The following is a 22,034-nucleotide window of genomic DNA, read 5'->3' as shown; positions in this document are numbered from 1 at the left end:
AAAGGAGCCTGACCATGAAACTTAGAAAAAAATTCTGGCGTGGCCTCCTGATTAGTCTGACCTTGGTCTTAATGGGATTGGCTGGCCTGACGCCAAGCAGTGTAGACGCCCAAGATAATAAAGCGCCTGCGGCTCCAACCCTCAACATGGACCAAACCCAACGCGTGGGGACGGACACCATGGGCTATGTCACCATTCCGGCCGACTTTAGCCAGACCAAGGACGAGGAAAAATACAAGGAATGGGCCAATGCCGACGGCAGTATTACGGTCATCTTGCGTTCCCTGGATCCCCATCAGCCAGTGGCAGATGCCCCTGACAACTCAGATGTCTACCTCTATACCATGGGCTATCTGGGTGAGGAAATGGGCAAGCGCAATGCCGGCTATGTCGCTGTCGACCGACTCAAGGCCGATGATCCTAAGGCAGGTATGACGCTCACGGCGACCATCCTACTTGAAATGGAGGGCAAAAAAGTCCCTACGCTGATGAATTACAATCTAGCCCCTGCTAGCACAGGCGCCAAATTGCTTTTGATTCGCGTCTACAACTTTAATAACGACAGCATCGACAAGTTACTACCAACCCTCACCAAAACTTGGTCTGATACCAAGTAAGTCAACGAAAGGAGTTTCCAATGAAACGATCTATCCCTCTATTAGCTTTGGCTAGCTTAGCCTTGGCCGGTCATTTAGCCTTAACTACAGTAGCTCAAGCCACTGAATCAAGTGCTGCAAGTAGCACCAGCCAAGAATCTGCCAAGGAATCAAGCAAAAACTCATTTTTCAAAAAATCTAACGAATCCCAAGCTAAATCAGTCCAAGTAGGGCTTCCTAATGCCGGCTACTTCAACCTTCCTGGTAATTTCCAAGAACAAAAAGGCGATACCAAGGATACCACCATTCACTATCTGGATAAAGAAAATCAAGAAGAACTCTACATCGATATCCAAGACGTCAAGGAAGGCGACCTGCCTGAAGCATTCAAAAAACTCAAACCACTGGACTATATGGCCCACAATGACATGTCCGTCTACGCCTTCAAAGCCCATAGCAAAAAGGTGACGACTGTCCCTGTTGACCTAGGCAAGCCTTTGGGTTATGTTTATCAAATTGATGTGACCAAATCAGATGATAGCCGGTCCGTCATCATTGTCTTCGCCCATCCTGATGATGCCAACCGTATCGTGCGCTTGACCTTCTTCAGCTCTAATGAAGAATCCCTTAAAAACTTAGTTAAGCACTTAGAAAAATGGCAAGCTAAGCCAGCCAACTAGTAGAAAGGATGAATCACATGACTAAAAAATTATTGAAAAGCGTCCTCTTAAGTTTGGCTTTGGCTACTAGCTTAGCGCCAACTGCTATCTTAGCCGAAGAACAAAGTCAGCAGGACAACACTTCTTCCGTTGAGTCTATCTCTAAGCTACGCGAAGAAGCCAAGAAAGAAGTTTACAATGAAGGCAAGTCCCAACGTGTTGGGAGCGATCTAACAGGTTGGGTCAATGTCCCAGAAGATTTTAAAGAGTTCACTAAATACAAGGAGGAAAATGAGGGTAGACTGCTTCAATACGACCGCAATAACGAAGATGTCGTGGTCACCCTTGAGAAACTAGATGCCTATCCGCGCGAAAAAGTGGCCGAATTCATGAAAAAGGCTACTGATCTTGAACTACACGCAAAGGATAAGGTATTCCATGTCAACTCTACCTTGACCCCTTACTTTATCGAGATCACTAAGACTAAGTTGCCTTTTGCTGATGAAGCCATCAGGATTCAGGCAAAATATGGGCCAAACGACAATCCCGACTTATCTAGCCAAATTGTCTACTATGTCTTCGCACCAAATGACCAAAAAGATCAATATTATGTGGTATCAGTCGTATCTTATATCACAGATGACGCCTTCATCAAGAACCAAGCAGAGCCAGTCATCAAGACCTGGTCACCTAGAAAATAAGTCAAAAGCGACCGGCAATGCCGGCCGCTTTTTTGTTGAGTGGAGTTTCTGGCTTTTCTCTAGTTTTCGGGCCTTTTTCCCGGTTTCTGGCCGAGCTAGTGGTCTACTCTTCAAATTGGTCCACTGGCTCTTGGCTTTTTCCCGGTTTTCGGGCCTTTTCCACGGTTTCTGGCCGAGCTAGTGGTCCACTCTCCAGAGTGGGCCACTGGCTCGCGGCTTCTCCCCAGTTTTCGGGCCTTTTCCCCGGCTTCTGACCCAGCCAGTGGTCCACTCTCCAAAGTGGACCACTGGCTCCCGACTTTTCCTTAGTTTTCGGCCCTTTTCCCCATTTCCAGCCGTGCTAGTGGTCCACTCTTTAAAGTGGGCCACTAGCTCCTGGCTTTTCCACGGTTTTCGGCCCTTTTCCCCATTTCCAGCCGTGCTAGTGGTCCACTCTTCAAAGTGGGCCACTGGCTCTTGGATTTCTCCCGGTTTTCGGGCCTTTTCCACGTTTTCTGACCTGGGGCATGGCTTTTCCTCAGTAACAGAACAAAAAAGAGGCTGGATTCACAGAATCTCAGCCTCTCGCTTATTTTTATGCCCAGTGAGCAATGATTTCTAAACCAAAGTGGTCGCTGACGACGGGACCGCGCTGGCCGTCTAAGACGACACGGTAGCTGTCTACCACAAAGTCTTGGCTCAAGAAGGCCAAGTCAATTCGCAGTTGATCCACATTGCCTTCCCAGCCGTCGATGGCTTTCTCGACGGTGAACTCGCCCTCTTTTTCCTTAGCCACTAGGAAAGCATCCTGGAGCTTAAGGTCACTCGCTGCAATCAAATCATAGCCTTCCTGGCGCTTGCCAGCCGGATTGTTGAAGTCGCCCATAAGAATCAGTGGCAACTCAGCATGGCCACGCAGGATGGTTTCCGTCTTCTTCCATTCATAGCCAAAGCTAATATCACTGTCCGGATCCCACCAGGAGAAATGGCCACTGGCTACTTGCAGAGCTCGCTCGCCAATATGAGTCTGTGCCCGCAAGAGGACTCGGGTGTGATAGTCAGTCCGGTCTTGGATGGCAGACACCCAATAAGCTTCTGGCTGCATTGGCTCCTTAGACAAGATGGCCACACCCTCATCATAGCGATCAAAGCCAATGTGAGCATCTGCCCAGGCCCAGTAGTAGGCCTTGCCAGCTTGGCGCAAGCCTTCTACTAAGAGACGGGCAAAGTTATCTTGCTTAATGGAACGTTGCTTAGCCACCGGACAGAAGTAAGCATCTGGCTCCCAGAGAGGCGCCGTCATGGTTTGGTTGACTTCTTGAAGGGTAATCAGGTCATAGTCGCCTGCCAGAATAAAGTCAATCAACTCCCCTAGCTTGCGCTCCTGCTCCACTTCAATCCAACTATGGGTATTGAGGTCCAATAATTTCATAATTTGCCTCCTATGAAAAAAAGGTCAAAGAGTGGTGCGAGCCACTCTTTCAACCTTTTGAAATGATTAATGACTTAAAGCGTCTTGGATGTCTGATTTGAGGACATCGGCTTTAGGACCGTAGATAGCTTGTACCCCAGTGTCTTTGAGGACTAAGCCCATAGCACCGGCTTTCTTCCAAGCTTCTTCAGAACCAACCTTGCTTTGATCCTTAACAGAGACACGTAGACGGGTCATGCAGGCGTCAACATCCACGATGTTTTCGCGACCACCTAAGAGTTCAATGATGGTGTTTACTTGTTCGTCAGCTGGTTTTGCTTCACCAGTTTCTTTACTGTCAGTAGTACCGGAATCGTAGTTACCGTTACGACCTGGAGTTGCAAAGTTAAACTTCTTAATCATGAAGTCAGCGATGAAGTACATAATCACTGCAAAGGCTACAGTTGTTACAACAAAGCGAACTAAGTCCATAGCCAAACCTGCTTGAATGGTCATCGGTGTACGAGTTAAGAGCTCGATAGAACCGAAGGAGTGAACACGTAATGGCCAGATATCCGCCATAGCGAAGGATGCCCCTTGAACCACTGCATATACCAAGTATAATGGCATTGCGGCGAACATGAAGAGGAACTCGATTGGCTCGGTTACCCCTGTTAAGAAGACAGCCAAGCAGATAGAGATAAACATGGTGCGGTATTCAGCCATTTTATCCTTGTCCACATTGCGGTACATAGCGTAAGCCAAGCCCATGAGGGTCCCCATAGAACCAATCATTTGACCTACTTTGAAACGAGCTGGAGTCCAGTTGTTCAAGATGTGGTCGACTTGAGACATGTCGCCAATGTTGCGGAAGTGAGCTAAGTCAGATGCCCATGCTAACCAGAGTGGGTCTTGACCGCGAACGATTTCACCAATCTTGTCACCAGACAGGATTTGGTAAACCCCACCTAAGTCGGTGTAGTTGATTGGGATTGTTAACATGTGGTGGAGACCGAATGGTAAGAGCAGACGCTCCAAGGTCCCGAAGACAAATGGTGAAACAATTGGTGCAGAGTCTTGCGAAGTCGCAATCCAGAGACCAAAGTTGTTAATCCCGATTTGGATAAATGGCCATACAACTGCCATTACTAAAGAAGTAATCACTGACCATAAGATAATTACAAACGGTACGAAACGTTTCCCGTTGAAGAAGGCCAAGGCATCAGGCAACTTACGGAAGTTGTAGTACTTGTTGTAGGCGTTAGCCCCTAAGAAACCTGAGATAATCCCTACGAATACCCCCATGTTAAGTGCAGGTGCACCCAACACGCTGGTGAAGAAACCTTTAACCATGATTGGCGTACCAAACAAGGTGTGGGTGGTAGAAGCTTCATCTAAGAGCATCTTGTCGCTCACGTTGAAGACTGCACCCGTAATACGGTTAATGAGGATGAAGGCCAAACCTGCTGCGAAGGCACCGCCCGCACGGTCCTTAGCCCAGTTCCCCCCGATCGCAAGCGCGAAGAGAATGTGCAAGTTTACAATGATTGCCCAACCGATGTTTTCTAAGACACCACCGGTAGTAACTAAAAATGGAATAGACGCAAAGCTAATCGCTAAGGTTTTCCCGATACTGATCATCAGACCAGCTGCTGGCATAACGGCAATAACGACCATGAGGGCTTTACCGAACTTTTGCCAGAACTCAAAACTCAAGAATTTTTTCATCTTGTGTCTCCTTTCTATAAGTGCTAATTGTCTCTCTACCCTTCGCACATGTTGTCGGAATCCCAAGTTGGCAGAGTGACAATCAAGAATAATGACATGAAGATTCCAACACGTACTTACACTTATATATTAGCGTTTACAAGTCTAAAAGTAAAGCTCATAAAGGGAAAGTTTTACGATTGATATCGGTATCATAAAAACTGACAAATTGCCTGCTGATATGGCGTCAAAAAAAGGACTGGGCACCCTGTCCCAGTCCTTGTCATGCTCTTATTAAGCTTGTTTGAGGCGCTCAACTTCGCGCGCGATTTCCATTTCTTCGTTAGTTGGTACGTTAAGGACGGTAACCTTGGCACCTTCTGGTGAGATGATGGCTTCTTTACGTGTGTTGTTGCGTTCAGTGTCAATGTCACAACCGAAGACGGTAATGCCTTTGATGACTTCCTCACGGATTTGGATGGAGTTCTCTCCAATCCCGGCAGTGAAGACAATAGCATCTACCCCGTTCATGACCGCAATGTATTGACCAATGTATTTTTGGATACGGTTGACGAAGATATCATGAGCCAATTGGGCACGTTCGTTACCTTCAGCAGCTGCTGATAAGATGTCACGCATATCGCTTGATACGCCAGAAATCCCTAAAAGACCTGACTTCTTGTTAAGGATGTTGACCATTTCAGCAACATCGCTAATACCCAGTTTTTGCATAACGAAGGCTACTAAAGATGCGTCGATATCCCCTGTACGAGTCCCCATGGTTAAACCTGCTAATGGCGTGAAGCCCATAGAAGTATCAACAGAAATCCCGCCGTCTACGGCAGTAATCGAAGCCCCGTTCCCTAAGTGGCAGGTAATGATTTTGAGGTCTTTGACGTCTTTGCCCATCATTTCTGCCGCACGACGTGCTACATAGTGGTGGCTAGTCCCGTGAGCCCCGTATTTACGAGCCTTGAATTTTTCATAGTACTCGTATGGTAAGCTGTAGAGGTAGTTAACCGCTGGCATAGTTGTATGGAAAGAAGTATCGAAGACAGCTGCCATGGTGATTTCTGGTAAACGTTCCTTGAAGGCGCGCATTACGGCAGCTTCCGCTGGGTTGTGGAGCGGTGCAAATTCGCCTAAGTCGGCCACTTGTTGGATGACCTCATCATTGATTAAGGCAGATTCCTTGAAGAGTTCGCCCCCTGCTACGACACGGTGACCAGCCCCGGTGATTTCGTGGTAGTCTTTGACAATCCCTAATTCGGTTAAGTGTTCGAATAAGAGTTCAACTGCCCGGTCGTGGGTCGCAATCTCTTCTACAAGTTCAAATTTTTGGTCGTCGCCGTATTCGATTGCGAAGATTGAGTTGTCCAAACCAATCCGTTCTACCAAACCTTTTGCAACTACCGTTTCTTGTGGCATTTCAATTAATTGGAACTTCAAGCTTGAAGAACCAGCGTTAATCGCCATTGTTTTTGACATGGTCTTAATCGCTCCATTCTGAGTTTTAAATAATCGATACTCCTATTATAGCACCCTTAGCAAGCCTTTGCATAGAAAAGACATTAGAAAAACGCAAAAAAGTCATCTTTTTTTCCTTGAATCTATTTGCCTAGAAATTTATAATAAGAACATAAAGTAAACATGTTTCTGTGCGCATCAAGGAGGTTATGATAATGCGACGATTTATTAAGCTTATGTTGGCATTAGGATTGGTGCTGGGATTAGCCCTACCGCTCAGCCAAGTATCCGCCCAAGATGATTACATCTATGGAGTGCCCGTTGAGAACTTAGGCAATCGTACCTATGGACGTCCAGCCGTTGATTTAGGTTACAACCCTGATTCCTTCCAGCTAGACGCTGATAGCAAGACCCTCTATACCCAAGGAATTTCCTATTCTGTCAATTTTGAACAAATTCCAACCCAAACCATCCAACTGCAATCGGCTTACCCTGAAGAAGGAATCCGAACCATTTATGTCAACACCCGTGTGACGGTAACTAGCGACCCAAGCAATGGCCTAGCCATTCGTGGTCACCAGTTCTACCTCTTCTATAACAAATTTGGGACCATTTCCCTAGCTTTCCCTAAATTAGCTTCCAATACCCTTCAAAAACCAGATCCTGCAACACCTTATGTTGAATACCTAGAGTCCGGCACCAAAAAACCTGACTACAAGGCAGTTGAAGCCGTACCGGCTGACCAAGCCCCTTACCGAGTAGACACCAAGAACTTAAGCCCATTGGCTTATCACATGAACACAGTCAATGCGCCAAGTGATTACAGCCTAGAATTCACCAACTACACCATGTCCTTCAACTACCTCAACGATAGTAAGCAAAACACCTATCGCTTCCAAGTAGTCGACGGCCCAACCAAAGAAATTCGGGTCTACTCAGCAGATGGTTCTGGTATCCGGACGGTCAAGGTCAACACCCGCCTCATTCCACAAGCCATTGTCAATGGGAATGAGCGTCAATTCGGTTATACCTACTACCTCTTCCACAACAAGAATGGCACCATCTCCTTGGTAACTCCAAACTTCGCAGGCAACTACGGCCAAGGTGAAGAAGACGTTATGACAGAATATGTTGTCAATCCATAAATGTTTAACAGACTGGGACTAGCTCCCAGTCTTTTTTGCTCTTTCCTCAAGCCTGGCAGTCTGTTATACTGTTAGCCATGAGGTGATGACATGGAATTTGTATTAATCGGCGTCGGTGGCGCCTTGGGGGCTATTTTGCGCTATTTGCTAGGGCTATTGCCTTATCAGGGCAGCTTTCCACTTAAGACTTGGGCAATCAACTTAGTGGGGAGTTTCTTGATTGGTTGGTTGAGCGCGCGCTTAGGTCGTCAAACCTGGTTCCCGGGCGATCAGTTGTTGCTTATCACCGGTCTCTGCGGTGGCTTTACCACCTTCTCCACCTTCAGCTTGGAAAATCTCAAACTCCTGCAGGCGGGCCACTATTCCCAAGCCCTGCTCTACATGGCTAGCAGCCTAGTTCTAGGCTTAGCCTGTGTCGCTCTGGGCTGCTACTTAGGAAAGCTATAAAATACCAAAAGGCTGGAAGCTCATTAGCTTCCAGCCTTTTTTTATATCAATTAGATAGCAACCACATTAATGGCCTGCAAACCGCGCGATGTTTCTTGGACGTCATAGGAGACCGTTTGGCCTTCATTCAAGGTCTTGAAACCATCTGCTTGGATATTCGAGAAATGTACAAAAACATCGACTCCGTCTTGACCGGCGATGAAGCCAAAGCCCTTATCGACGTTAAAGAATTTCACTGTACCGTTTAACATGACTTTCCTCCTTATTTTTTTATGGAATACATCATTCAAATAATCAAGAAGAAAGCAATGCATCTTAATCATTTTCTTAATTAATCTACCACTCTGATACTATAATGGAACAAGTTCCAAAAGTAAAGTCTTTTTGCCTATTTATTTTAGGATTTAGCTACTTTTTAGCAAATTTCTCCTTGTCCCCCTTGAGACTTGGCGCTTATTGCGTCCTATGCTACACTATAATAGAAGCAAAGGAGGGCTCTCATGTATAAGATTCTATTGGTCGAAGACGACCCCATTATCGCCCAATCCATCCAAAATATCCTGGCCACCTGGCACTACGAGGTCATCCTAGTCCAGGAATTTGATAAGGTTTTAGATCTCTATCTCCAAACCTCACCCCAGTTAGTCATTCTGGACATCACCCTGCCGCTTTTTAACGGCTACTACTGGTGCCAGGAAATCCGCAAGGTCTCCAATGTGCCCATTCTCTTCCTGTCCTCTCATGACCAAGCAACCGAAATCGTCATGTCCATCAATATGGGGGCTGACGATTACATTACCAAGCCTTTTGACAGCATGGTTCTGGTGGCCAAAATCCAAGGCCTCATGCGTCGGGCATATGAACTGACAGCCGAGACGGAGTTTTCCGAGTATCATGGGGCCATGCTCAATCTCAAGACCACCCAACTCCACTACCAGGGGAACTTGGTGGATTTAACTAAGAACGAATTCCAGATTCTGCGGGTCCTCTTCGCCTCAGCTGGCCACTATGTCAGCCGCGACCAACTCATGCAGGAACTCTGGTCTAGTGAAGTCTTCATCGACGACAACACCCTCAGTGTTAACATGGCCCGTCTCCGCAAGAAATTAGAAGGCGTGGGCCTGGAGGACTTCATCCACACTAAGAAAGGAATTGGCTACGGCCTGGTGACTGCTCATGAAGCCTAACTTTTTCTTATCCTGGCTACGCAACCGCCGCTGGCTACTAGTCAGCAGCCTCTTACAAGACGGCCTACTGCTGGTTTCGGCCTTTGCCTTTCCGCTATACCAGGACCTTGCCCTCTATATCTTGATCCTAAGCTTGGTCTTACAAGTGACCCTGGCAGGCCTAGATGCCTGGAAGGAATGGCGCCACACTCAACGGGTTGAACTACAGCTGACCAATCACCAGCACCATCTTAAGGACTCCAATTCTACTTTGGCTGAGCAGACTATCTGGCAGGGCCTGCAAGAAGCTCACCACCAACTGCTCCAAGCCCAGCAGGCCTATCAAGCCAACTACCATGAACAGTTAGATTACTACACCCTCTGGGCCCACCAGGTTAAAACACCCCTGTCGGCCGCTCAACTCCTGGTCGAGCAACTGGATCCAACAGGTCCCCTCCGGCCCCTTCTGCAACAGGAACTCTTCAAGATTAGCCAATATGTCGACCTGGTCTTACACTATCTGCGTATGGATACCTTCCACCAAGATTTGCAGATAGAATCGGTCAAGATTCAGGACCTGGTTAATCAAGTGGTCAAAAAATATGCGAGTTTCTTTATCCATAAGCCCCTGACCCTGGAATTGCAAGGTCTAGACTATGTTTATGTGACCGACCGCAAGTGGCTGGAACTGATTCTGGAGCAACTCCTGTCTAACGCTATCAAGTACACCCCGCAAGGGACTATTAAGATTAGTATCCAAGAGGGTATCTTGACTATTGCCGACACAGGCATTGGTATCCAAGCCCAGGACATTCCTCGGGTCTTCGAGCGTGGCTTTACAGGCTTTAACGGCCGGGTTTCCCAGCAATCCTCTGGCTTGGGCCTCTACCTCTGCAAGGCCATCGCCGCCAATCTAGGTATTGGTCTAAACCTTCAGTCCCAAGTGGGCCAAGGAACGCAAGTTCAATTGGACTTGAATCAAGCCCAATTAGCCCAAGATTAAGTCAGTCACTGCCAAAGTGACAATAATGTAAGATTAAACCGGAAATTGCAAGCCAAAGCTAAGGTAAGGCAATTTCCGGTTTTATATAATGAAACTATCAAATAACTCAAGAAGGAGTGACTGACATGACTTTACTAGATGTTCAACACGTACAAAAAACTTATCATACTCGATTTGGCGGCCAAGCCGTCCAAGCCCTCAAGGATATTCACTTTTCGATCGAAGCAGGTGAATATGTAGCCATCATGGGGGAATCAGGTTCTGGTAAGACCACCCTACTCAATATCTTGGCCCTCTTAGATCAGCCAACCAAGGGGCTGGTCTATCTCAACGGGCAAGACACCACTACCATTAAGCAAGCCGATGTGGCTGCCTTCCGCCGTAATGAGCTGGGCTTCGTCTTCCAAGACTTCAACCTCTTAGATACCCTATCCGTTAAGGACAACATGATCCTGCCCCTGGTTCTTTCCAACCAACCTGCCAAGCAAATGGATAGCCGGGTTAAGCCGGTCGCTAACCTACTAGGCATTGGCGACCTCTTAGATAAGTTCCCCTATGAATTATCAGGCGGGCAACAACAGCGTGTAGCCATTGGTCGGGCCATTATTACCCAACCTTCCCTTTTATTAGCCGACGAACCAACAGGGGCCTTAGACTCCAAGTCCTCGGCCATGATTCTGGACCAGTTCGAAGCCATTAACCGCCAGGGCCAAACCATCCTCATGGTCACCCACTCAACGACGGCTGCCAGCAAGGCTAAGCGGGTCCTCTTCATTCGCGACGGCATTCTCTATCACCAACTCTTCCGCGGGGACAAGACCGACACCGCCTTCTTCCAACAAATCAGTGACACCCTGACCGCCATGGCAAGTCGAGGTGAGTAAGATGAGCAAAGTACTCTTTCCCTTAGCGCTGGCCAACCTGCGCAAGAATTACCGTCTCTATGGGCCCTTCGCCTTGGCCTTCGTGACCTCGGTAGCCCTCCTCTATAACTTCATCACCCTGGCCTTTAATCCTAGCCTGTCTAGCCTGCGGGGAGGTCCTTCCATCGTGACCGTTCTGGCTCTGGGCATGATTATCCTAGCCATTACCGGGGCCGCTATTATCTGGTATGCTAACGGCTTCGTCTTCAAGCAAAGAACCAAGGAATACGGGCTCTACGGCATCCTAGGCCTTGAGCGTCGCCACCTACTCTCCCTCATGTGGATTGAAATCACCGTCTTCAGTGGCCTGTCGGCCCTAGTTGGGATTGCCACTGGTGTCCTGGTCAACCGCCTGATTCTAGCCCTCTATCAACGGATTATGGATTTGAGCCTGGAATTGGATACCAAGTTCCAGCCCCAATACTTGTGGACCTGCCTGACTTTAATCCTCTTACTCTACTTAAGCCTCATTGTCATCAATAGCTGGCGGATTTTCCGTCTCAAGCCCCTGCAGTTAGTTCGTGAAAGTCGACGTGGTGAGAAGAAGGGCCGCTTTACCTGGATTAGCGCCTTAGTTGGCTTGGGATTAATGGGCTATGGCTACTACTTGGCCTTAAGCATTGAAAATGCCCTGGCTGCCATCATGGTCTTCTTCCTGGCGGTCCTCTTAGTAACAGCTGGGACCTACCTGCTCTTCCAGGCGGGCTCCATTACCCTACTCAAGTTCCTCAAAGGCCGCAAGTCCTACTACTATAAGCCTGAGAACTTTATTTCCACCTCTAACCTGATCTTCCGTATGCGTAAAAATGGGGTCGGACTGGCAACCATCTGCCTACTCTCCACCATGGCACTGGTGACCTTATCAGCGGGGATTTCCCTCTTCCTAGGGACCGAATCTGCCATTAACCGTTTCTATCCTACTGACTATAGTCTCAGCCTCAACTACTCCTATCAAGTGCCTAGTGTGGATGCTAGCAAGACGCTAGAAGAGCAATTAAGTCAATTTGGTCAGAAATATCAACTGGACCTAGTAGATATGGATCATACCCACTACATCCAGGTCATGGGTAAATTCCATGGCCATGATTTTACCGGCCAAGAAGTCCATGTCGATAGCGAGACTGGCATGGTCAAACATGATAATCCGGACAAGGAAAGTGCCACCCTCAATATTATCAGCCTAGCAGACTATAATCACTTAAGTGGCCAAAACTATCAATTGTCAGCCAACCAAGTGCTCTGGTTCGACAATCAAGCCAGCGCGGCCGATCGCAAGAATCAAGAGATCCAAGTGGCAGGCCAAAACTTCCAAATTCAAGAACACCTGACCTCTAACCTCTTGGAGACTAAGGCACCAGACTTCACGATGAACTTTGTGGATCACCGGACCCTCTTAGTCGTCTCCGACTTGTCCGCCATCCAAGACAAGCTGGCAGGCACCAACTTCATTAGTCGTTACACGGTCTATGCCAATAGCCAGGCCAGTCACGACCAACAACTAGCTTCTGCCGAGCATCTTGAAGACGTGCTCAAGACAGTGCATGTTGATGAAGGCATTCCCGTTAATGCTTCCTTCCTGGTTAAGGCGGAAATCCGCGACTCCTACATGCAGATGATTGGTTCTATCTTCTTCATCGGTATCTTCCTTGCAGCTATCTTCCTACTGGGCCTAGCCTTGACCATCTACTACAAGCAAATTTCTGAAGGCCTGGAAGACGCAGATCGCTTTGAAATCCTTCAAAAGGTTGGTCTGACCAAGCAAGCCATCCACAAGACCATCCGCAAGCAAATCACTGTGGTCTTCTTCGCCCCAATTATCTTGGCCCTCTGCCACCTGGCGGGCGCTTATCACATGATGAGTCTGATTCTGCGTTTGATTTCCGCTATGCGCCTAGAAGATATCTTGCTGCCAACTATTGGCACCGCCCTGGCCATCACCCTCTTCTACTTCCTAGTCTTCTTGATTACTTCACGCAGCTACGAGAAGATTGTCTCCAGCAAGAGTTAGGAGGTCCTAGCCATGAGCCGCTTACTTCAAATTCCACGCGCTATCAAGCTCCAAGCCCTCTGCCTCCTCTCACTAGTCTTAGGATTGCTAGTCTTTGTCAAGCTCAGCCTTCACATCTGGCTGGCCCACTTAGGAGGCAAATTGGCCCTGATGACAGCTGGAATCTTAGCGCTTGGCCTAGCCCATCTCCTCTTAACTTAATAGCACTAGAGCAAAAGAGACAGACCTCTTAGAAGGTCTGTCTCTTTTAGCTTATAATTTGAGTTCTGGGTGAGCTTGCAGGTAGTCGGCAATGGCTGCCACGTCCTTGTCCCCACGACCAGAGACATTGACGATAATGATTTGATCAGGTGACATCTGAGGGGCACGTTTAATGACTTCCGCTAGGGCGTGAGAGCTCTCAATAGCTGGAATAATGCCTTCCAGACGGGTTAAGAGTAAGAGGGCCTGAACAGCTTCGGCATCCGTTGCTGGCACATATTTAGCCCGGCCTGCATCTTTGAGATAGGCATGTTCTGGCCCTACCCCAGGATAGTCCAGCCCTGGCGAGATGGAATAGACTGGCATGACTGAGCCATCTTCATTGAAAAGGGCATAGGTCTTCATGCCATCCACAACCCCGACAGTCCCCAGGGTCAAGGTCGCGGCATGACGGTCGGTCTGGAGACCATGGCCAGCTGCTTCAACCCCCACTAGGGCTACCTGGCTATCAGGTAAGAATTCAGCAAAGGCCCCGATGGCATTGGAGCCGCCCCCCACACAGGCAATGACCATGTCAGGCAGGCGCCCTTCTTTTTCCAGAATCTGACGACGAGCTTCTTGGCTAATGACCTTCTGGAAGTCCTTGACCATGGAAGGATAAGGATGAGGGCCCACAGCAGAACCTAGGACATAGAAGGTATCCTCAATGCCTTGAATCCATGCGCCAAAGGCAGCGTCAACGGCTTCCTTGAGGGTTCGTTCCCCTTCTTGCACAGCATGAACGGTGGCCCCCAGCATTTCCATACGGAAGACATTGAGACGCTGACGTTCCACGTCTAGAGCCCCCATGTAGATGTCACAAGACATGCCGAACTTGGCCGCCGCAGCAGCAGTCGCCACCCCGTGTTGGCCAGCCCCCGTTTCAGCAATGACCTTCTTCTTACCCATGCGTTTAGCCAATAGGATTTGCCCGATGACGTTGTTAAGTTTGTGGGCCCCCAAGTGGTTGAGGTCTTCACGCTTGAGGTAAATCTTAGCCCCGCCCAAATGTTGGGTCAAACTCTCCGCATAGTAGAGTGGGGTCTCACGACCTGAGTAGTCCTTGAGATAATGGTGGTATTCAGCCAGAAATTCTGGATCATCCTTGTAGCGGTCATAGGCTTCCGCTAATTGGTCCAAGGCTTCTTGTACAACTGGTGGTACATAGCTACCGCCAAATTCTCCGAAAAAGCCTGTTGGTGTTTGTGTTAATTCTTGTGTCATAAGGGGTTCCTCCTCTAATTTTGCTTGTCTATCTGATCAAAAGTCAAAGCTAGCTAAGATACAAAAAGAGCCACATAGTAGCGACTATGCGGCTCTTAATCTCCTGATCGGGAACAAATTCGCCAACATAGATGCATCTTAGACTACGCTAAAAGTTGCATCTATGTTCCAGAACATACACACAACTTATCTATGCCAGCTTTGCCAACTTTGAGTTGCTGTAAATGTCATGGCGAATGCCCTCCTTCTCTCTCATTTGATTCTCATTATACACCTTTTTTCTCAGAATGCAAGCCTAATTTTCAAAATAAGAAGCCCCAGCTCTCGAATGAAAGCTGGGGCTGGTCTTATCTGACTAGATTTTAGTCTTCATCTGTCGCTTGGCGCTTGCGCGTTGCAACTAGGCCGACACTTGCTAAGATAGTCAAGGCCACACCTGAGAAGAAGCTATAGTCTGGGGCTTCACCAGTTGCTGGTAAGAGCCCTTGTCTTTGCACCTCTGGCTCACTTGGAGCGACTGGCACTGGCACAACGGTTGGCACATATTGTGCGGTCACCTTGCGCCCGTTGCGGTCAACCCGAACTACGGTCACACCACTTGCTTGGCCTAAGAAGCCTGCTTCTGGCGTGAAGGTCACAGAACCATCTGGGTTAAGAACATAAGTCCCTTCCCCTGGTACGGTTAATTCAGTTTGACCATTTTCGAAGGTAGCTGGGATGGTTAGATCCACATCGCCTTCAAAGACTGGCGTCCCAGTTTGTTTTTCGCCTGGGTAGCCGGTTGAAGTCGTATCTTGTGTCTTCACTTGTCCGTATACTGTTGGGATGTACTGAATCTTCAGTTCCTTCCCGTTGACATCACGACGGATGACCGTAATTGGACTTGCCTGGCCAATAAAGTCTGGTTCTGGCGTGAAGGTCACTTGGCCTGTCTCAGGGTTGACGGTGTAAGTCCCTTGACCTGGCACGGTCACGCTAGTGACCCCACCTTCAAGGTAAGCTGGAACTTTTGGATCCACTTGGCCCTTGAAGTCTGGTAGCTTGCTTTGGCTTTGACCCTTCATGCCTTCGCTAGTTACGCTAGCGTTGACCACTGGTGAGTAAGTTGCCTCCGCAGTCGTACTGTTGACGTCAGTAGCTTGAACACGAGCTGACACTGGTTGACCCACGTAACCTGGATTTGGTGTGAAGGTCACGGTTCCGTCTTGGGCTAAGCTGTAGGTCCCTACTTGCTTGCCATCTTGGTCTAGGGCTGGAATAGTGGTGTCAGCCACGGCTTGGCCATTGACCACAAACTTGAGGCTGCCTGGGACTAAGTCAACGGATTGTTCTGTGCCGTCAACATTAGCAGAACCTGGTACAAACTTAACTTGACCCGTTTGGGCTTGGTTAACGACACCTGAAGAGTAATCGTCGTTGGCAATTGGAGCCACAGGTAGAACGGTCGCTTGGTAGGTGGCGGTCACTGGCGTGCCGTTCTTATCAACGCGTTTAACCGTTACTGGATCTGGTGTCCCGACAAATTGCTTGTCTGGCGTGAAGGTAATGGAGCCATCTGGGTTGATGACATACTCACCCACTCCTGGAATGGACTTAATGCTTGATCCGTCTTCGAAGGTCATTGGGATCGTATCGTCTATTGGCACCGCTGGGTCACCTGGAGTGAAGCTTGGGCTAGCTGTTTGCGGTAAGCCTTGTGCTCCCGTTGAAGTCGCTGGCGTGCTAGTTGGCGTTACCTTGGTCACAGTTGGCGTGTAAGTCGCCGTCACTGGGGTGCCGTTCTTATCCACTCGCTTGGCTGTTACCTGATCTGGCGTCCCGACAAATTGCTTGTCTGGGGTGAAAGTAATGGAACCATCTGGGTTGATGGTGTATTCCCCTACGCCTGGTACTGACTTAGTACTTGAACCATCTTCGAAGGTCATTGGCACCTTGTCATCCATTGGAACTTCTGGCGCCCCTTCTTTAAAGCTTGGGGTACCTGTTTGTGGTAAACCTTGCAGACCAGTTGAAGTGGCTGGCGTACTGGTTGGCGTTACCTTGGTCACAGTTGGCGTGTAAGTCGCAGTCACTGGCGTACCATTCTTGTCCACGCGCTTGACTGTTACCGGATCTGGTGTCCCGACAAATTGCTTGTCTGGGGTGAAAGTAATGGAGCCATCTGGGTTGATGGTGTATTCACCCACGTTTGGCACCGTCTTAGTGCTTGAGCCATCTTCGAAGGTCATTGGCACCGTGTCATCCATTGGAACTTCTGGCGCCCCTTCTTTGAAGACTGGGCTGCCAGTTTGTGGTTGACCTTGTAGACCGGTCGAAGTAGCAGGCGTGCTGGTTGGCGTTACCTTGGTCACAGTTGGCGTGTAAGTCGCAGTCACTGGCGTACCATTCTTGTCCACGCGCTTGACTGTTACCGGATCTGGTGTCCCGACAAATTGCTTGTCTGGGGTGAAAGTAATGGAACCATCTGGGTTGATGGTGTATTCACCCACGTTTGGCACCTTCTTAGTACTTGAACCATCTTCGAAGGTCATTGGCACCTTGTCATCCATTGGAACTTCTGGCGCCCCTTCTTTAAAGACTGGGCTGCCAGTTTGTGGTTGACCTTGTAGACCGGTCGAAGTAGCAGGCGTGCTGGTTGGGGTGACGCGCGTCACTTCTACTTGGTAGTCAGCGGTCACTGGGGTGCCGTTCTTATCGACACGTTTGACTCTTACAGGATCTGGTTTGCCTACAAATTGTTTGTCTGGTGTGAAAGTGATGGATCCATCTGGGTTGATGGTGTAAACACCCACATCCGGAACTGACTTAGTACTTGAACCATCTTCGAAGGTCATTGGCACCGTGTCATCCATTGGCACCTCAGGGTTACCTGGGGTGAAAGTTGGCGTACCAGTTTGTGGTTGACCTTGAAGGCCAGTTGAGCTGACATCCTCAGAAGTTGGCGTTACCTTGGTCACCGTCGGCGTATAAGTTGCGGTCACTTCCGTACCATTTTTATCGACACGTTTGACGACTACTGCCGCAGGAGTTCCGACATATTGTTTGTCCGGCGTGAAAGTGATAGAGCCATCAGGATTGATAAAGTATTCCCCTACACCTGGAACTGTCTTTTTAGGTTGACCATCTTCGAAGGTCATTGGACTATCCAGATCAATCGGCACTGCCGGATCCCCTGGGGTAAAGACTGGGCTGCCAGTTTGGGAAAGACCTTGTGGACCAGTTGAAGTAGCCGGGCTGCTGGTTGGCGTTACCTTCGTCACCGTCGGTGTGTATGTTGCGGTGACTTCCGTACCGTTCTTATCGACACGTTTAAGGGTGACTGGGGCTGGTGTCCCAACATACTGCTTGTCTGGGGTAAAGGTAATGGAACCATCTGGGTTGATGGTGTAGACACCAACGTTTGGTACAGTCTTGTTGCTTGAGCCATCCTCAAAGGTCATTGGCTTAGCATCGTCCAGTGGTACTAATGGATTACCTTCGGTGAAAGTTGGTGTGCCCTTTTGTGGTTGGCCTTGAACGCCGTTCGATGTAGCGTCAGTACTTGTTGGCGTCACCTTGGTCACAGTTGGCGTGTATTGAGCGGTCACTTCAGTACCGTTCTTGTCAACACGCTTAACAGTGACTGGGGCTGGTGTCCCGACATACTGCTTGTCTGGGGTAAAGGTGACAGAGCCATCTGGGTTGATGGAGTATTCACCTACACCAGGTACAGTCTTAGTAGGTTGACCGTCTTCGAAGGTCATTGGGCTATCCAAGTCGATTGGTACTGCTGGATCGCCAGGTGTAAAGACTGGGGTCCCTGTTTGTGGAGTGCCCTGAACGCCGTTTGATGTAGCGTCAGTACTTGTTGGTGTTACTTTGGTCACAGTTGGGGTGTACTTCGCCGTTACTTCCGTTCCGTTCTTGTCAACACGCTTAACAGTAACTGGGGCCGGTGTCCCCACATACTGCTTGTCTGGGGTAAAGGTAATCGAACCATCTGAGTTGATGGTGTATACACCAACACCTGGCACAGTCTTAGTTGGCTGTCCGTCTTCAAAGGTCATTGGGCTGTCCAAATCAATTGGCACGGCTGAGTCACCTGGCGTGAAGACTGGGGTCCCTGTTTGTGGAACACCCTGAACACCGTTCGATGTGGCATCAGTGCTGGTTGGCGTCACTTTCGTTACCGTTGGCGTGTACTTCGCAGTCACTTCAGTACCGTTCTTGTCCACACGTTTTACAACTACAGGATCTGGTGTTCCCACATATTGTTTCTCTGGTGTGAAGGTAATAGAGCCATCTGACTCAATGACATAGGTCCCGACATTTGGCACTTTCTTAGTACTTGAGCCATCCTCGAAGGTCATTGGCTTGGTATCATCAAGCGGCACTAATGGATCGCCCTCGGTGAAAGTTGGTGTGCCCTTTTGTGGCTGACCTTGTAGGCCTTCCGAGGTCGCGTTGGTGCTAGTTGGTGTTACTCTTGTCACAGTTGGCGTGTACTTAGCAGTTACTTCTGTACCATTCTTGTCAACACGTTTTACAACTACAGGATCCGGTGTCCCCACATATTGCTTGTCTGGGGTAAAGGTGACAGAGCCATCTGGGTTGATGGAGTATTCACCTACACCAGGTACAGTCTTAGTAGGTTGACCGTCTTCGAAGGTCATTGGGCTATCCAAGTCGATTGGCACGGCTGAGTCACCTGGTGTAAAGACTGGGGTACCGGTTTGTGGAATGCCCTGAACGCCGTTTGATGTAGCGTCAGTGCTTGTTGGCGTCACTTTGGTCACAGTTGGAGTGTACTTAGCCGTCACTTCCGTTCCGTTCTTGTCTACACGCTTAACAGTGACTGGGGCTGGTGTCCCCACATATTGCTTGTCTGGGGTAAAGGTGACAGAGCCATCTGAGTTGATGGTGTATACACCAACACCTGGCAACGTCTTAGTTGGCTGTCCGTCTTCAAAGGTCATTGGGCTGTCCAAATCAATTGGCACGGCTGAGTCACCTGGCGTGAAGACTGGGGTCCCTGTTTGTGGAACACCCTGAACACCGTTCGATGTGGCATCAGTACTTGTTGGCGTTACTTTGGTCACAGTTGGAGTGTATTGAGCAGTCACTTCCGTTCCATTCTTGTCAACGCGTTTGACTACAACTGGGTCTGGTGTTCCAACATATTGTTTCTCTGGAGTAAAGGTAATGGAGCCATCTGACTCAATGACATAGGTCCCGACATTTGGAACTTTCTTGGTGCTTGAGCCATCCTCGAAAGTCATTGGCTTAGCGTCATCAAGTGGTACCAACGGATCACCCTCGGTGAATGTTGGCTTACCCTTTTGTGGCTGGCCTTGAACTCCAGTTGACTCTGCGTTGGTACTTGTTGGAGTCACTTTGGTCACAGTTGGCGTGTACTTAGCCGTCACTTCCGTTCCGTTCTTGTCTACACGTTTGACCACAACTGGATCTGGCGTCCCAACATATTGCTTGTCTGGTGTGAAAGTGATGGAACCATCTGGGTTGATGGAGTAAACACCGACACCTGGCACCGCCTTGGTTGGCTGTCCGTCTTCAAAGGTCATTGGGCTGTCCAAATCAATTGGCACGGCTGAGTCACCTGGCGTGAAGACTGGGGTACCGGTTTGTGGAACACCCTGAACACCGTTCGATGTGGCGTCAGTACTTGTTGGTGTGACCTTAGTCACAGTTGGCGTGTACTTAGCGGTGACTTCCGTACCGTTCTTGTCTACGCGTTTTACAACTACAGGATCTGGCGTCCCAACGTATTGCTTGTCTGGCGTATAGGTAATCGTACCATCTGATTCAATGACATAGGTCCCGACATTTGGGACTTTCTTGGTGCTTGAACCATCCTCGAAGGTCATTGGCTTGGTATCATCAAGTGGCACCAATGGATCACCCTCGGTGAAAGTTGGTGTGCCCTTTTGTGGCTGACCTTGAACGCCGTTTGATGTAGCGTCAGTACTTCTTGGCGTCACTTTCGTTACGGTTGGCGTGTACTTAGCAGTTACTTCGGTCCCGTTCTTGTCTACACGTTTTACAACTACAGGATCTGGTGTTCCAACATATTGTTTCTCTGGCGTGAAGGTAATAGATCCATCAGACTCAATGACATAGGTCCCGACATTCGGCACTTTCTTGGTGCTTGAACCGTCTTCGAAAGTCATCGGTTTAGTATCGTCCAGCGGCACCAACGGATCACCTTCGGTGAATGTTGGCTTGCCCTTTTGTGGCTGGCCTTGAACGCCAGTTGACTCTGCGTTGGTACTTGTTGGAGTCACTTTGGTCACAGTTGGCGTGTATTGAGCGGTCACTTCAGTCCCGTTCTTGTCCACACGTTTTACGACTACAGGGGCTGGTGTCCCAACGTATTGCTTGTCTGGTGTGAAAGTGATGGAACCATCTGGGTTGATGGTGTAGACACCGACACCTGGCACAGTCTTAGTTGGCTGCCCATCTTCAAAGGTCATTGGGCTATCCAAGTCGATTGGCACGGCTGAGTCACCTGGTGTGAAGACTGGGGTTCCTGTTTGTGGAACGCCTTGAACGCCGTTCGATGTAGCGTCAGTGCTTGTTGGAGTCACTTTGGTCACAGTTGGCGTGTATTGAGCGGTCACTTCCGTTCCATTCTTGTCCACACGTTTTACGACTACAGGGGCTGGTGTCCCAACGTATTGCTTGTCTGGCGTAAAAGTAATCGTACCATCTGATTCAATGACATAGGTCCCGACATTTGGCACCTTCTTAGTGCTTGAGCCATCCTCGAAGGTCATTGGCTTGGTATCATCAAGTGGCACCAATGGATCACCTTCGGTGAAAGTTGGCGTGCCCTTTTGTGGTTGGCCTTGAACACCGTTCGATGTGGCATCAGTACTAGTTGGCGTTACCTTGGTCACAGTTGGGGTGTACTTAGCGGTGACTTCAGTACCGTTCTTGTCCACGCGTTTAACAGTGACTGGTGCTGGTGTCCCAACATATTGTTTGTCTGGTGTAAAGGTGACAGAACCATCTGGGTTGATGGTGTAGACCCCGACACCTGGCACCGTCTTAGTTGGCTGCCCATCTTCGAAAGTCATTGGACTATCCAAGTCGATTGGCACAGCATCATCACCTGGTGTGAAGACTGGTGTCCCTGTTTGTGGTTGGCCTTGAACACCATTCGATGTGGCATCAGTGCTAGTTGGCGTTACTTTCGTTACGGTTGGCGTGTAAGTAGCCGTCACTTCAGTCCCATTCTTGTCAACACGTTTTACAACTACAGGATCTGGTGTCCCAACGTATTGTTTCTCTGGTGTGAAGGTAATCGTTCCATCTGATTCAATGACATAGGTCCCGACATTCGGTACCTTCTTAGTGCT

General features: G+C 48.9%; 15 protein-coding genes and 1 pseudogene. 10 read left to right on the top strand and 6 right to left on the bottom strand.

Going from position 1 to position 22,034, the window contains the following annotated elements; all coding sequences use genetic code 11:
* Window positions 1-14: 14 nt before the first annotated feature.
* The 3 genes from GCWU000182_RS05965 to GCWU000182_RS05955 are packed head-to-tail and all read left to right on the top strand — an operon-like array spanning window position 15 to window position 1,956.
* Window positions 15-617, top strand: a complete 603-nt coding sequence (locus GCWU000182_RS05965) for a hypothetical protein (RefSeq protein ID WP_023391903.1) — start codon at window positions 15-17, stop codon at window positions 615-617.
* A 20-nt stretch (window positions 618-637) separates the two neighbouring features.
* Window positions 638-1,276, top strand: a complete 639-nt coding sequence (locus tag GCWU000182_RS05960; protein WP_023391902.1) for a hypothetical protein — start codon at window positions 638-640, stop codon at window positions 1,274-1,276.
* Between the two features lie 17 nt (window positions 1,277-1,293).
* Window positions 1,294-1,956, top strand: coding sequence for a hypothetical protein (locus tag GCWU000182_RS05955; RefSeq protein ID WP_035364195.1), 663 nt, complete (start codon window positions 1,294-1,296; stop codon window positions 1,954-1,956).
* A 574-nt stretch (window positions 1,957-2,530) separates the two neighbouring features.
* Here GCWU000182_RS05955 and GCWU000182_RS05945 read toward each other — a convergent pair.
* The 3 genes and pseudogenes from GCWU000182_RS05945 to GCWU000182_RS05935 all read right to left on the bottom strand — a co-directional run bounded on the left by GCWU000182_RS05945 (window position 2,531) and on the right by GCWU000182_RS05935 (window position 6,541).
* Window positions 2,531-3,367, bottom strand: a complete 837-nt coding sequence (locus GCWU000182_RS05945) for an endonuclease/exonuclease/phosphatase family protein (protein WP_023391899.1) — start codon at window positions 3,365-3,367, stop codon at window positions 2,531-2,533.
* 75 nt (window positions 3,368-3,442) lie between these two features.
* A pseudogene (locus GCWU000182_RS05940) lies at window positions 3,443-5,074 on the bottom strand (PTS transporter subunit IIBC); the annotation flags it as partial.
* A 273-nt stretch (window positions 5,075-5,347) separates the two neighbouring features.
* Window positions 5,348-6,541: an acetate/propionate family kinase gene (locus GCWU000182_RS05935; RefSeq protein WP_035364192.1), complete on the bottom strand. Its 1,194-nt coding sequence runs from the start codon at window positions 6,539-6,541 to the stop codon at window positions 5,348-5,350.
* Between the two features lie 194 nt (window positions 6,542-6,735).
* Here GCWU000182_RS05935 and GCWU000182_RS09635 point away from each other — a divergent pair, with 194 nt between their 5' ends.
* Together GCWU000182_RS09635 and crcB are read left to right on the top strand one after the other, a co-directional pair.
* Window positions 6,736-7,665 carry a hypothetical protein gene (locus tag GCWU000182_RS09635; RefSeq protein ID WP_051372933.1) on the top strand — a complete coding sequence of 310 codons (930 nt, stop codon included), beginning with the start codon at window positions 6,736-6,738 and terminating at the stop codon, window positions 7,663-7,665.
* Window positions 7,666-7,755: 90 nt separating this feature from the next.
* Window positions 7,756-8,112, top strand: coding sequence for a fluoride efflux transporter CrcB (gene crcB / locus GCWU000182_RS05925; RefSeq protein ID WP_023391895.1), 357 nt, complete (start codon window positions 7,756-7,758; stop codon window positions 8,110-8,112).
* Window positions 8,113-8,162: 50 nt separating this feature from the next.
* Here the strand turns inward: crcB and GCWU000182_RS05920 are convergent, their stop codons facing one another.
* Window positions 8,163-8,363: a cold-shock protein gene (locus tag GCWU000182_RS05920; protein WP_035364190.1), complete on the bottom strand. Its 201-nt coding sequence runs from the start codon at window positions 8,361-8,363 to the stop codon at window positions 8,163-8,165.
* A gap of 249 nt (window positions 8,364-8,612) precedes the next feature.
* Between GCWU000182_RS05920 and GCWU000182_RS05915 the strand changes: the two genes are divergently transcribed.
* The 5 genes from GCWU000182_RS05915 to GCWU000182_RS05895 all read left to right on the top strand — a co-directional run bounded on the left by GCWU000182_RS05915 (window position 8,613) and on the right by GCWU000182_RS05895 (window position 13,413).
* Window positions 8,613-9,299, top strand: coding sequence for a response regulator transcription factor (locus tag GCWU000182_RS05915; protein ID WP_023391893.1), 687 nt, complete (start codon window positions 8,613-8,615; stop codon window positions 9,297-9,299).
* Complete coding sequence (locus GCWU000182_RS05910) at window positions 9,289-10,281, top strand: sensor histidine kinase (protein ID WP_023391892.1); 993 nt, start codon at window positions 9,289-9,291, stop codon at window positions 10,279-10,281. Before GCWU000182_RS05915 ends, GCWU000182_RS05910 begins: the two co-directional genes overlap by 11 nt.
* A 125-nt stretch (window positions 10,282-10,406) precedes the next feature.
* On the top strand, window positions 10,407-11,165 hold the full coding sequence (locus GCWU000182_RS05905) for an ABC transporter ATP-binding protein (RefSeq protein WP_023391891.1): 759 nt from the start codon (window positions 10,407-10,409) through the stop codon (window positions 11,163-11,165).
* 1 nt (window position 11,166) lies between these two features.
* Window positions 11,167-13,212, top strand: coding sequence for an FtsX-like permease family protein (locus GCWU000182_RS05900; protein WP_023391890.1), 2,046 nt, complete (start codon window positions 11,167-11,169; stop codon window positions 13,210-13,212).
* Between the two features lie 12 nt (window positions 13,213-13,224).
* Entirely contained in the window at window positions 13,225-13,413 is a 189-nt protein-coding gene (locus GCWU000182_RS05895; RefSeq protein ID WP_023391889.1) for a hypothetical protein, read from the top strand.
* A gap of 51 nt (window positions 13,414-13,464) precedes the next feature.
* Here GCWU000182_RS05895 and trpB read toward each other — a convergent pair whose 3' ends face one another.
* Window positions 13,465-14,676, bottom strand: coding sequence for a tryptophan synthase subunit beta (gene trpB, locus GCWU000182_RS05890; RefSeq protein ID WP_023391888.1), 1,212 nt, complete (start codon window positions 14,674-14,676; stop codon window positions 13,465-13,467).
* 362 nt (window positions 14,677-15,038) lie between these two features.
* Window positions 15,039-22,034 (bottom strand): hypothetical protein (locus tag GCWU000182_RS10200; protein WP_023391887.1); only part of this gene is annotated, 6,996 nt, incomplete at its 5' end.

Source organism: Abiotrophia defectiva ATCC 49176, from assembly GCF_000160075.2.
GTDB classification, from domain to species: domain Bacteria; phylum Bacillota; class Bacilli; order Lactobacillales; family Aerococcaceae; genus Abiotrophia; species Abiotrophia defectiva.
This window is presented reverse-complemented; position numbering and strand designations above follow the sequence as displayed.